The 12,658-nt window shown below is 38.1% G+C and carries 13 protein-coding genes; 7 read left to right on the forward strand and 6 right to left on the reverse strand.

All coding sequences use genetic code 11. The annotated features are described in order from the left end of the window. The first annotated feature begins 138 nt into the window (after positions 1-138). Positions 139-1,122: a zinc-binding dehydrogenase gene (locus tag ACFX4N_RS18590; protein WP_377262018.1), complete on the forward strand. Its 984-nt coding sequence runs from the start codon at positions 139-141 to the stop codon at positions 1,120-1,122. An 87-nt stretch (positions 1,123-1,209) separates the two neighbouring features. On the opposite strand, the gene ACFX4N_RS18595 is transcribed toward ACFX4N_RS18590, so the two are convergent. The 3 genes from ACFX4N_RS18595 to ACFX4N_RS18605 all read right to left on the reverse strand — a co-directional run bounded on the left by ACFX4N_RS18595 (position 1,210) and on the right by ACFX4N_RS18605 (position 5,000). Beyond that, entirely contained in the window at positions 1,210-1,344 is a 135-nt protein-coding gene (locus ACFX4N_RS18595; protein ID WP_013055612.1) for a hypothetical protein, read from the reverse strand. Positions 1,345-1,456: 112 nt separating this feature from the next. Continuing rightward, positions 1,457-3,241, reverse strand: a complete 1,785-nt coding sequence (locus ACFX4N_RS18600) for an ABC transporter ATP-binding protein (RefSeq protein WP_035439422.1) — start codon at positions 3,239-3,241, stop codon at positions 1,457-1,459. Positions 3,242-3,257: 16 nt separating this feature from the next. Continuing rightward, positions 3,258-5,000, reverse strand: a complete 1,743-nt coding sequence (locus ACFX4N_RS18605) for an ABC transporter ATP-binding protein (protein WP_013055614.1) — start codon at positions 4,998-5,000, stop codon at positions 3,258-3,260. Positions 5,001-5,126: 126 nt separating this feature from the next. On the opposite strand from ACFX4N_RS18605, the gene ACFX4N_RS18610 reads away from it, so the two are divergent. Next, the gene (locus ACFX4N_RS18610; protein ID WP_013055615.1) at positions 5,127-5,612 is read left to right on the forward strand and encodes a DUF6985 domain-containing protein; all 486 of its coding nucleotides are present in this window, start codon (positions 5,127-5,129) and stop codon (positions 5,610-5,612) included. Between the two features lie 41 nt (positions 5,613-5,653). Here the strand turns inward: ACFX4N_RS18610 and ACFX4N_RS18615 are convergent, their stop codons facing one another. Both ACFX4N_RS18615 and ACFX4N_RS18620 read right to left on the reverse strand, forming a co-directional pair. After that, the gene (locus ACFX4N_RS18615; protein WP_057274387.1) at positions 5,654-7,204 is read right to left on the reverse strand and encodes a solute symporter family protein; all 1,551 of its coding nucleotides are present in this window, start codon (positions 7,202-7,204) and stop codon (positions 5,654-5,656) included. A gap of 16 nt (positions 7,205-7,220) precedes the next feature. Then, positions 7,221-7,556, reverse strand: a complete 336-nt coding sequence (locus ACFX4N_RS18620; protein WP_034275644.1) for a DUF485 domain-containing protein — start codon at positions 7,554-7,556, stop codon at positions 7,221-7,223. Positions 7,557-8,056: 500 nt separating this feature from the next. Here ACFX4N_RS18620 and ACFX4N_RS18625 point away from each other — a divergent pair, with 500 nt between their 5' ends. The 4 genes from ACFX4N_RS18625 to ACFX4N_RS18640 all read left to right on the forward strand — a co-directional run bounded on the left by ACFX4N_RS18625 (position 8,057) and on the right by ACFX4N_RS18640 (position 11,079). Then, positions 8,057-8,365, forward strand: a complete 309-nt coding sequence (locus ACFX4N_RS18625) for a hypothetical protein (RefSeq protein ID WP_013055618.1) — start codon at positions 8,057-8,059, stop codon at positions 8,363-8,365. 216 nt (positions 8,366-8,581) lie between these two features. Continuing rightward, complete coding sequence (locus ACFX4N_RS18630; RefSeq protein ID WP_013055619.1) at positions 8,582-9,337, forward strand: IclR family transcriptional regulator; 756 nt, start codon at positions 8,582-8,584, stop codon at positions 9,335-9,337. 31 nt (positions 9,338-9,368) lie between these two features. After that, positions 9,369-10,196 (forward strand): aldo/keto reductase, encoded by an 828-nt coding sequence (locus ACFX4N_RS18635; RefSeq protein WP_013055620.1) that lies wholly within the window; start codon positions 9,369-9,371, stop codon positions 10,194-10,196. Between the two features lie 121 nt (positions 10,197-10,317). Next, on the forward strand, positions 10,318-11,079 hold the full coding sequence (locus tag ACFX4N_RS18640; RefSeq protein WP_057274389.1) for an SDR family oxidoreductase: 762 nt from the start codon (positions 10,318-10,320) through the stop codon (positions 11,077-11,079). 93 nt (positions 11,080-11,172) lie between these two features. Here ACFX4N_RS18640 and ACFX4N_RS18645 read toward each other — a convergent pair whose 3' ends face one another. After that, the gene (locus tag ACFX4N_RS18645; protein ID WP_013055623.1) at positions 11,173-11,628 is read right to left on the reverse strand and encodes a MarR family winged helix-turn-helix transcriptional regulator; all 456 of its coding nucleotides are present in this window, start codon (positions 11,626-11,628) and stop codon (positions 11,173-11,175) included. A 352-nt stretch (positions 11,629-11,980) separates the two neighbouring features. Here ACFX4N_RS18645 and ACFX4N_RS18650 point away from each other — a divergent pair, with 352 nt between their 5' ends. Continuing rightward, positions 11,981-12,619, forward strand: coding sequence for a biotin/lipoyl-containing protein (locus tag ACFX4N_RS18650; RefSeq protein ID WP_013055624.1), 639 nt, complete (start codon positions 11,981-11,983; stop codon positions 12,617-12,619). Positions 12,620-12,658: the final 39 nt, after the last annotated feature.

A 12,658-nucleotide genomic window follows, 5' to 3' on the forward strand; every position in this document is an offset into this window, starting at 1 on the left:
TAATTTAATATCCATAGACCTAGGTTACCGGGAAGGTACCTGGTTACATGAAAGTGCCGTCTTTTGTAAACAACATGTATTTATTATACTGAAAAAGAACTTTTAATTGAAGGAAGAAATGTAAAAGGGGAGATCTTGATGAAAGCTTTACTGCTAGAAGGCAAAGGGAAAGTAAGTGAGATGAAAGTCGGAAATATCCAAAAGCCGCATCCAGCTAAAGGTGAAATTTTAGTTAAAATTAAAGCTACTGCCCTGAACCCTGTAGATTATAAAACAGGAAAAGGCGGTAATCCTAGTTGGACATATCCTCACGTATTAGGACTTGATTCAGCTGGCGTTGTCGAGGAAGTGGGAGAAGAAGTCACAACTGTCAAAGTCGGAGACCGCGTTGTATATCATAGCGATTTATCAAAAAAAGGCGGGTTTGCACAATACGGAGTGACAACAGCCCACACAGTTTCTCTTATTCCGCAAGGAGTTTCATTCGAAGACGCTGCGGCTATTCCATGTGCGGGATATACAGCATATCAAGCATTGTTTCACAAAATGAACGCTTCAAAAGGCCAAACGATTTTAATTCACGCAGGTGCTGGAGGGGTTGGAGGGTTTGCCATTCAGCTTGCCAAAAATGCAGGCCTTACAGTGCTCACAACCGCATCTTCTGCCAATCATGAGTTTGTAAAAAGTTTAGGTGCTGATTATGTAATCGACTACCGTAAAGAAGACTTTGTGAAAAAAGTGTTGGAGCTTACCGATGGAATCGGTGTAGATTTAGTCTTGGATACCGTTGGACGAGACAATGCAGACGAGTCGGTAAAGGCTCTTGCTTTTAATGGTCAAATTGCATTCATCGCAGGACCGCCTAATGTAAACGATGCGATTTCGTTTGTGCACCCACTATCGTTTCATCAAATTGCATTAGGAAGTGTACATCAGTCTAATAACGTAAAAGAACAGCGGAAGCTTGCTGAGATGGGAAATAGAATGCTTTTGCTTTTACAAGAAAATAAGCTAAATGCACTCGTGGAAAAAGTCATTTCACTAGAAGAAGTGCCAGCAGCATTAGATGAACTGGCGACTCGTCGAGTAAAAGGGAAAATTGTAGCTGTAATAGATAAATGATAGAACGAAAAAGAGATTGAGACATAACTACATCAATTCAATCTAAAGACAAATAAATGGAATAAAGGAACTCGTATCGACCATTTATTACACCGCTGTTGATTTCCGTGCAAGGCTTCGCTTTCCGCGGGCGGCCGATGAGCCTCCTCGTTGCTTGCGCTCCTGCGGGGTCTCATCTGTTCCGCTGTTCCCGCAGGAGTCTTCGCCTTGCTCTCCAATCAACAGCTAGAAGCAACTAACTGGATGAACCCTACGTTTACCAACACAATGAAAAGGTCCGAACAATTACTCGTTCGGACCTTCCTTAAACTAACATACTTTTTATTTTACTCTTTTAAATCGTAAACTGCTGCGTATAGAGCTTGTGATAAAACCCTTGTTTTTCTAGCAGCTCGCGATGATTTCCTTCTTCAATAATTTGTCCGTCTTTTAAGACAAGGATTTGATCTGCATTTTCAATCGTTTTAAGGCGGTGGGCAATCACAAAGCTTGTTTTTCCTTTTAATAGATTACTCATTCCTCTTTGAATATCAATTTCTGTTTTTGTATCAATGTTGGAAGTAGCTTCGTCTAAAATTAAAATATCACAGTCAGAAAGCATGGCTCGAGCAATCGATAAAAGCTGCTTTTGACCTTCACTTAAATTTCCTCCGCCAGCTGAAATCACGGTATTGTATTGCTGCGGCAGATGCTTGATAAACGAATGAGCATTGGCCATCTTTGCGGCGCTTTTAACTTCTTCGTCGCTGGCATCTAACCGGCCAAATCGAATATTATCCGCAATCGTACCGGAAAATAAATAGGTATCTTGAAGAACAATGCCGATTCGGTTTCGTAAATCATGGATGTTATAGTCACTGATGGAACGTCCGTCAATTTTAATGTCTCCGTTTGAGATGTCATAAAATCGTGTGAGCAAGTTAATGATTGTTGTTTTACCAGAACCTGTCGGACCGACCAAAGCAACCATTTCACCTTTTTTTGCTGTCAGTGTAACATCTTTTAAAATCATTTTTTCATCGTTATAGCCAAATGATACGTTCTCAAAAGCAACGTCTCCTGCAAATTTTGTAACAGAAAGAGCGTTTGGTTTGTTTGTGACGTCCGGCTGCTCATCCATAATCGCAAACACGCGCTCTGCGCCGGCAATAGCCGAAAGAATGGTGTTTACTAAGTTTGCCATTTGACTGATTGGGCGAGAGAACTGACGTGAGTAGTTAACAAATGAAGCGATCATCCCAACTGTAACGCTACCTTGAACAGCCATAAATGCTCCCGCTCCAATCACTAGTGCTAAGCCTAAGTTGTTAATAAAGTTTGTGACAGGACCTAAAAAGCCTGAAAATGTTTCCGCTTTTGTTGCTGAACTTCTCAGCTGTTCATTTCGTTCATTAAAAACAGTTAAAAAGTCTTTTTCCTTACTAAAAAGCGTAACAACTTCTCCTCCAGAGATTGCTTCTTCTACAAAGCCGTTTAGCTCACCTAAATCTTTTTGGCGTTTGACAAAATTTTCACTGCTTCGTTTTAATATTTGTCGAACGATTATAACCATCAATGGAATAACAATCAGCGTGATAATGGCAAGAATCCAGTTGAGCGAGAACATCGCAATGGTAATGCCCACTAAAGACAAAATAGAGGACAGAGCCTGAATAACGCTTTGACTCAGAGCGTTGTTTAGATTATCAATATCATTTGTGACTCTGCTCATTAACTCTCCGTGAGCTCGTTTGTCAAAAAAGCGAAGGGAGAGAGTCTGAAGCTTTGCAAATAAATCTTGGCGGAGCATTCCAATAGTCGTAAACGAAACGTTCACCATTAAATAGGTTTGCAGCCATGTTAATAAAGATGTCGTGATATAAATTCCTGCAAGAATAAGGGACATTCGTATAGTCCCGCTGATATCTTTAGGAATAATATGCTCATCAATAATAACCCCAATTAAATAAGGGCCTAATAAATTAAGCAGGGAAGTCACAATAACTAAGATTATCGCAGCCGCAAGCGGAGGTTTTCGTTTCCCCATATATGACCAGATTCTGTACAGTGTTTTTTTCGCATTCTTTGGCTTAACTACAGGGCCTTTCATCATTCCTCTAGGGCCGCGAATAGAGCTCATTTGATTTTTACCTTGATTATTCACTAGGCAACACCTCTTTTCCGCCTTGTGCAAGATAAATGTCGTAATAAAGAGAGCGATAACGAAGCAATTCTTCATGAGTCCCTTGTTCAGCAATTTTGCCTTCATCCATGACGATAATATGATCAGCGTGGAGAAGAGACGAAATTTTAGAAGCAATGATGATAACGGTCGCATCAGCAAACTCTTCTTTTAAATGTTTTAGTACCTGTGCTTCTGAGACAGCGTCTAATGCCGAAGTTGCATCATCGATGACCAGGATAGCGGGCTTTCTAACAAATGCACGCGCGATTGAAAGACGCTGCTTTTGCCCTCCTGATAAATTGGTTGCCCCTCGCGTTAAAGGATACTCATATCTTTCTGGGAGTTTTTCAATAAACTCCGTTGCGCATGCAAAATCCGCAGCATCTTCAATTTCTGAGGAAGAAGCATGATCTTTTCCCATTCGAATATTCATATCAATCGTACCGGTAAACAGCGTAGCTTTTTGAGGAATAAACCCAATGGATGAGCGAAGCTCTTTTACGTCATAGTCCGTAAGATTTTTTCCATCTACAAAAATTTCGCCGCCATCGGGATCATATAAGCGGGAAATAAGTTTTGCAAGCGTCGACTTTCCGCTTCCAGTAGAGCCAATAATGCCAATGGTTTCCCCGTGTCTAGCAGTAAACGAAATATCTTTTAATACGTTTTCGCCATTTTTACTATAGCTGTATGTAACGTTTTGAAACGATAGATCACCTTTAAGTCTGTTGATTTGAGCAGCAGAGTTTGCTGGAGGAATGTCTATTTTTGTTTTTAAAACAGAATCGATTCGTTCAGCTGAAGGGAATGCGCGTGTAATTTGCATCAGCACCATGCTGCTTGACATAAGTCCGTTTAAAATAATCGTTAAGTAATTAATAAAAGCTAAAATCACACCTGCTTCAATTTTTCCTGCTTCGACTTGAAGTCCTCCCAGCCATAGAGTAGCTACCATTCCGATATTTACTACAAATAAAATAACGGGCATTAAAAGCGAAATAAGCTGAACAGCACTCATATTAGCTCGCGTCAAGGAACTGTTTGCTTCTTTAAACTGATTGATTTCATACGATTCTCTTACATACGCTTTTACTACACGCATCCCTGATAAATTTTCTTGGACTTTTGTGTTTACACGATCAACGCTTTGCTGAACTTTTTTAAAAAGTTTTCCAGCTTTCGTGATCACAAACCAAATGCATAAAAATAAAATAGGGACGACCACGACGATAATAGGAAACAAAGAACGAGCGGTTAATAACACGATGACAATACTTCCTGCAAAAAGTAAAGGACCTCTAACTAATACTTTGAGCGTCATATTCAATGCGTTTTGAACACTCGTTACATCATTTGTGATGACGGTAATTAAGTGACCAGTCCCTAGTTTGTCTCTGTTGCTGTTTGAGAGGTTTTCAATCTTTTCAAAAAGCGATTTCCGAATATCGGTAGAAAAATTTACTGCCGCTTTTGTGCTAAGGATGGCGCAGACGATACCGGCAGCTAAACCAATGAGTGCTAACATGAGCATAAGGATACTTCGGGTGATAACATATGTTTGATTGTTGTTTGCAATGCCATAATCAATGATATGCTGCATAATAGTAGGCTGAAGAAGGTCAGCTAACACTTCAATTACCATCAATAGCGGGGCAAACAGCGCGAGCCATTTGTAAGGTTTTAAGTAAGGGTACAAAGATTTAATTGTATTCACACATTGTGGCACTCCTTTCTGTAAAAAATATGGTAACATAGAATAAGTTTAGAAGTTTGTTTCAAGCACCATTTATTATACGCCAATGCAAGCAGAAATCCACTTTTTGAGAGGGTCAGGTATGCAATGAATCAAACATTACGAGTACATCATCCACTTTTTGGATCTTTGTTATATGACTCGGCCTGGGTTGGAGAAAAACAGGTCACTTTCTTTGGACAAAAACAACAAGTGTTGCTGACAATTGATGGAGATAAAGAGAAGCCATTTCAAAAACGACAAGAAGAGGCCTTTCAAGCATTTTGGCTTCAAGGTGAATTATTGTTAAAGAGGACGGAAAAAGCTCTTTTTGATTATTATCAACAGGTGCGAGATGAATACAGAACTCAAGTTGAAAAAGACGTGGTAGACTTATTAGTTCCGAATGTAAAAAAGCGAAAAGACATCGGTTTTTTAGTTGAGTGTATTCAAATCTTTGTTCCTGAAGCACCTCATGATACAAGAGAACTTGGTTTGTTTTTTGAATGTACGTGGGAAGAAGAGCATATGTTAGCTGTAAAATTTAGAAATGAACAAATTTCCGCTATTGGTTTACAAGAAGATTTATTTTAGTAAAAAGCCTTGAAGCAAAAGTGCTTCAAGGCTTTTTGGCATTAATGTTTGACAGGCTCTTCGATTCCCATACCTGTATTTGCTTTTACTAAAATCTCATCAAATTTCTTTTCGTCTGCTTTTTTAGACGAAAGAAGTGTTCCTATAAAAGCAGCTAAGAAGCCTAGAGGAATAGAGATAATACCAGGGTTTGTTAATGTGATGAGCGGTTCACCTACAAAGATAGCAGCTCCAGGCTCAGGTGCCCACACGTTTGGACTAATGGCAACTAAAAACAGTGAGCTGAATAGTCCAACCAGCATGCCAGTGACTGCTCCTGCTGTATTAAAACGTTTCCAAAAAATAGTAAGAAGAATAATTGGCAAGTTAGCGCTCGCTGCTACAGCAAAGGCAAGTGCAACTAAAAATGCTACGTTCATGTTTTGAGCAAATAATGCAAGAATAATAGATAGAATGGATACCCCAATAGAAGCCCATCGTGCAGCCACTACCTGTTCTTTTTCAGTTGCAGCTCCTTTACGGAGAATATGACTATAGAAGTCGTGCGCGAATGCTGAAGCTGCTGAGAGCACCAGCCCAGCTACAACAGCTAAAATCGTAGCAAAAGCTACAGCTGAGACAAACGCAAAGAGAAAGTCTCCGCCAAGAACTTGAGCGAGCAGGGGAGCTGCCATGTTTCCTGCTGCATTTGCTTTGACAATATCATCGTACCCTACAAATGCAGCAGCACCGAACCCTAAAAAGATTGTCATAATGTAAAAAACGCCAATGATCCACGTTGCATAAATAACAGACTTTCGTGCGGTGATGGCATCTTTTACTGTAAAGAAACGAATAAGGATATGAGGAAGGCCTGCTGTACCAAGAACAAGAGCTAAATTCAACGAAATCATGTCCAGCGGATTTTTGAATTTATTTCCTGGATTTAAAAAGCCGTCACCAAGAGGAGTTGCGGTTTTCATCTCAGAAAACATTTTAGCTAAGCTAAAATCAAATTTTGAAAATACAATAATGGAAATAATGAACGTACCAATCATCAGAAGCAAGGCTTTGACAATCTGCACCCAGCTGGTCGCCGTCATCCCTCCAAATACAACGTAAACCGTCATCAAGACGCCGACAATCAAGACAGAATACACATAATCTAGACCAAGTAATAAATGAATTAATGCCCCTGCTCCAACAAGCTGTGCAATCATATAAAAAATGGAAATGGTGATCGTGTTTAACGCAGCAACTCCCCGCACTTTCTTTTCGTTAAAACGAGCTGCTATCATATCTGCCATCGTGTACTTTCCTAAGTTGCGAAGTGGTTCAGCTACAATGTATAACACGACGAGATAGGCAACTAAAAAGCCGATGCTGTAAAAAAAACCGTCAAATCCAGAAAGCGCTACCATTCCAGCTATGCCTAAAAATGACGCAGCAGACATATAATCTCCGGCAATCGCCATGCCGTTTTGCCAGCCGGTTAAACTTCCATCTGCTGTATAAAAGTCACTGGTCGTTTTTGTCCGCTTGGATGCCGCATACGTAATGATTAGCGTAAGACCTACAATGGCTAAAAAAAGTGAAAAAGCTAGTACGTTCATTCATTTAACCCCCTATTCAATTTGCAGCTTCTTTTTTTATCGTGTCAACAAGTTCATCAAATTTCGAGGCTCTTTTTGTGTATAGAATGCATAGGGTCCAGGTCATCACAAACTGTGCAAAAGCAAATACCCATGCCCAGGTCATAGAAGCAAAAGCTGGTTTGTTTAAGACGGTTGTGTAAGCCGTTAAGATAGGCAAGGTAAAATAAAAAGCAAGAAAAAACAGAGAGAGCGGTAAAATAAAATTGCGTTTTTGTTTCAAAAGCTTTTGAAATGAAGCAGACTGTACAATTTCTGTGTAATCAGGAGAGGAAGAAGCATTGTTTACCTTCTTTAAAGAATTTTCATTCATCGCCAAGCGGAATTCCCCCTTTGATAATAAATAGATGAAGCGAAAAGCTTCATATCACTTGAATTATATTATTTTCGGAATAAAAAGTAAATTCTGTCTTTTTGTGAGAATGGTAACTGTGTAAGTTTTTTAATATACTGAAGGTTCACAATAAATGCATACTGCCATAATAAAAAAAAGAACAACATTCAATACAAAGGAAAAATCATTCGCAAAAGAAATGTTGAAATTCATCCTTAGTTTCTTTTATATATAAGGCTTTTCTTTATTATTTAAACGTTATTTGGTTGTTTGATCTTTTGAAAAAAGAAGAGAAGATGATGATAAAATTATAAGCACACAATAATGCTTAGAGAGGAAACAGGTTGAGAAAATAAGCTATTATTTAGAGATGGTTATAAATAGACAAGATATTATGAAAGATTTCTATATGAATGATATTTTTTCTTTATAGTAAACAAATAATGTGACTACTTATATAAAAGAGAAAAGGTGAAAGAATGGCATTTGGAATTAAACGCCCGGAACTAAACGCATGGAAAGCAGCTGTTAAGCGAGGAGAGATCGCATTTTTAACTCATTATTGGCTTGATGAGCGTTTTCCACATGCAACTACCGTAACAAAAGTAGGTTGCAGTGACTTAAATAAGCTGATTAAGTGGGGAAAAAAGTATGGTATTCCCGCTAAGTATATTGATAATCGATCCGGCTATCCTCATTTCGATTTACTAGGCGAGCGTCAGAAAGAAATTATGAAAAAGGAAAATCAGCTGGAGCAGCTGAAGCGATTTGAAGAAGTTAATGAGTGAAAAGCAAAACTAATTTAAAAAACTGTAAAAAAATTCTATTGTTAAGGCTTTTTTTATGTTTAAATAGAAAAAATAGTGGAATAGATTAAGAAGAACAATTACGTCATGTATTCTCTCATATAGGGAAAACAAATTAGAAAAGTTTCCTTATTTGATACAATAAAGAGCTTTGCTTTATAATAAAATTGTTGTTCGGATAAAAGGAGGAAGAAGGGCATGTCCGAGGTTGGAACTTTAAAAAAAGGATTAGATATCTTCTCTTTGCTTTTAAACCGTCCGAATATGACTATTCCAGAAATGATGGAAGCGCTCGGTTTTAATAAGAGTACGATGTATCGTCTTGTGAGCACGCTTGAACAAAATGGATTTATTGTAAGAAACCCGTCTAACCGCTATACGGTTTCACCACAACTGGTGCTGGCACTCGTGCAAAATACGATGCATACGAACTATGAAATGAATTGGCTGTCTGTTCCTGCTATGCAGAAGCTGAGTGAAGAGACCAATGAGACCATTTACGCGGGAATTCTCCATCATAAACAAATGGTTACAACTCAGGTGGTGAACGGGCAATATAGCACTCGTACGCATTCCGAAGTAGGAAATAAAAAGCCGCTTCATGCAAATGCTATTGGGAAGTGTATTCTTGCTTATCAAGAGGACAGCGTGCAAAAATCTATTCTTCACGAACTTTCGCTTGAAGCTTATACAGATCGAACGATCACCGAGCTGGACGAGCTTGAAGCTGATTTGGCTTTAAGTAAGGAAAGAGGATATGCTGTCGATGATGAAGAACGGGAGCCTGGCGTTCGCTGTATTGCAGCCCCTATTTTCAGAAAAGGAAAAATAATGGCGGCTATTGCTTTATCAGGTCCATCCGTTCGTATTTCACAAGAGAAAGACGAAAAGCATGCTGCACTTGTTAAACAGTGCGCAGAACAAATTTCACAAGCAATTACTCTTTACGAATAATTCAACAGTAAAAAAGGGGATGAACAGCAACATGGAAAACTTACAGTCAACGACGACCTTAGCAAACGGCGTTAAAATGCCTTGGTTAGGTTTAGGTGTTTATAAAGTAGAAGATGGTCAAGAAGTTGTAGATTCAGTTAAATATGCAATCAAAGCTGGATATAAAAGCATTGATACGGCTAAAATTTATGAAAATGAAGAAGGCGTGGGACAAGCGATCAAAGAATCAGGTGTTTCTCGCGAAGAACTATTTGTTACATCAAAAGTGTGGAATGCAGATCAAGGATATGACACAACTCTTCAAGCGTTTGAAACAAGCTTAAACAAGCTGGGTCTTGAATATTTAGATTTATACTTAATTCACTGGCCAGTTCAAGGTAAGTATAAAGATACGTGGAAAGCACTTGAAAAGCTTTATAAAGACGGGAAAATTCGTGCAATCGGCGTATCGAATTTCCAAGTTCATCATTTAGAAGACTTAATTGCAGATGCAGAAGTCAAGCCGATGGTAAACCAAATCGAATTTCATCCACTTTTAACACAAACAGAAGTGCGTGAATACTGCAAAAAACAAGGAATCCAAGTGGAAGCATGGTCACCGCTTGCACAAGGTGAGCTGCTTGATAACGAAGTGTTAACTCAAATTGCTGAAAAGCACGGAAAATCAACTGCTCAAGTTATCTTACGTTGGGACTTACAAAACGAAGTAGTAACTATTCCTAAGTCAACAAAAGAACATCGTATTATCCAAAATGCAGACGTATTTGATTTTGAATTAAATGCAGAAGAAGTTGAAAAAATTAACGCATTAAATCAAAATCATCGCGTAGGTCCAGATCCGGATAACTTTGACTTTTAATTTTAAAGCAAGACTAAAACGTCTTGTAAGATAAATAATAAACAAAGCGCTATTGTCATTCATGCAGTAGCGCTTTGTTTATTAAAAAGTAAATGTGACGGTTGAACGAGGAGGAAAAGTAATGAAAATGTCAGGAAATACTCTTTTAATTACGGGCGGAGCATCCGGAATTGGGTTGGCGCTTGCAGAACGTTTTTTAAATGAAGGAAATGAAGTCATTATTTGTGGAAGAAGGGAATCAAAGCTGCAAGAAGCAAAAGAAAGATTCCCTTCATTACATACAAAAGTGTGCGACATATCAATGGAAGAAAGCAGAGTAGAGCTAGTAAAATGGGTGACTCAAAGGTTCCCAAAATTAAATGTTATTGTGAATAATGCAGGCATTCAGCAGCGCGTAAATCTTTTACATATGCACGAAGAGTGGCAGTATTACGAAAAAGAACTAATGAGTAATGTAAGTGCTCCTATTCATTTAACGTCGTTATTGATTCCTCATTTCGTTCAGCAAGAACGTGCTGCGGTTATTAACGTAACGTCCGGGCTGTCTTTAACACCTGGAGCATGGGTGCCAATCTACAGCGCAACAAAAGCAGCGTTAAGGTCGTTTACGATTAGTTTAAGACATCAATTAGAAGAAACAAATACCGAAGTGATAGAAATTCTTCCTCCAGCCGTGAACACGGATTTAGGAGGACCGGGACTTCATACATTTGGAGCACCGCTTGATGACTTTGCTGATTCGATATTTGAAGAATTGAAAAAAGGTAAAATCGAAATTGGCTATGGGGATAGCGCTAAGAGGCTTCAAGCTTCCAAAGAAGAAATTGAGAAAGCTACAGCACAGGCTTGGAATGGATTTTTGAAAAATAATCCTGAATTTTAAAGGCAGCAAATAAAAAGCTTCCTAAACTCGTCAAGAGTAGCGGGTCATAAAAAGCGTGTGTCCATAAAATAAATGAACACACGCTTTTTGGCATTAACGATCCACAGTTTGTCTAATTCGTTTTTCCATTTTTTCAAGCATGCGGAGGTACTCATCCTGTTCTTCAGGAGTTAGAGCAAAAAGCATGTCTTGCCAAAATAAATTTCGCTGCTCAATTACATAGTTCACTAATGTTTCGCCAGCCTCTGTTAAGGATATCCATACAATTCGGCGGTCTTTTTGGTCACGTACGCGCTTAATGAGTGCATCATCTTCTAATTGATTTAATAAAATGGTAGTAGCCCCGGAGGTTAGCTTTAGATTTGAAGAAATTTCGGCTACCATACGTTTAGAGCTGGCTCCAATGAATTTTAGAATTAAAAATTTCGTAATGGTCAAATTATAGGGCTGCTCACTGATTTTATCTTCCAAGAGCTTTCGCTTGAGTTCAAATAATGAGGTTTTAACTTGGTCAAGTTTTTCTAGTTTATCTATTAACTGCTGATCCATTATAATCACCTTCTCTTTATCATTATAGGTGTTAAACAAGTGCTGCTAGTTACCTATTGTGGTTTATGTATATAGGGAGTTTGTTCCAAAAAAAGGAGCTGTTTTTGTGTATAACCCTATGCTTATATATCTAACTTTAAAGTAAAGTAAAGTACTTGTAAAGAAACCAAAACTTTTAAGTTGTATTTCAGTTAAAGATGTAGTAAAGTATTCAGTCGGGAAAACTTTATGAAACATAAATGTTTAGTTTTAAAAATAAATTAAAATCAAAGTTATTTACAACTAAATATCTTTGTGATAAAGTTATCTAGCGTAATACTTAACTGAATGAAATATTAAGGAGGTAAAATAAATGTCAAGAGGGCGTTTAATTTTAATGAACTTTATCGGAATTATTGTAGTATTAGCTTTAATTATTGGTGGGGGATACTATTATATTCAAAAATCTAATTATGTATCCACAGACAATGCAAAAGTGTCCGGCGACCTTTATACAGTAGTAGCCCCAGCGGCAGGTAAAGTAGCAAGCTGGAACGTTGAAGAAGGTAAAGATGTTTCAAAAGATGATGAGGTAGCTAAAATCCAATCAGAAGATGGAGAAAAAACAGTTACAGTACCAGAAGACGGTAAAATCATCAAAACACAGGTAAAAGAAAATCAAATGGTTCAAGCTGGTCAACAAATTGCTAGCGAAGTAGATATGAATAACTTATTCATCATTGCAAACATTAAAGAAGACAAATTAAAAGATATTGAAGCTGGCGATGACGTTGATGTAACAGTTGACGGAGATACTAAAACAACAATCGATGGAAAAGTAGAAGAAATCGGTTATGCAACAAACTCAATTTTCTCATTAATGCCAAGTTCTAATTCAGACGGCAACTATACGAAAGTATCACAAACAGTTCCTGTTAAAATCTCTATTTCTAACTACTCTGAAAACGTACTACCAGGTATGAACGCAGAAGTTAAAATCTCTAAAAACTAAGAACGTACATGATTAAGAAGAGAAGAAAGGAGGAAGGAA

Origin of the sequence: Priestia sp. YIM B13551, assembly GCF_042787905.1 — a bacterium.
In the GTDB taxonomy this organism is placed as follows: domain Bacteria; phylum Bacillota; class Bacilli; order Bacillales; family Bacillaceae_H; genus Priestia.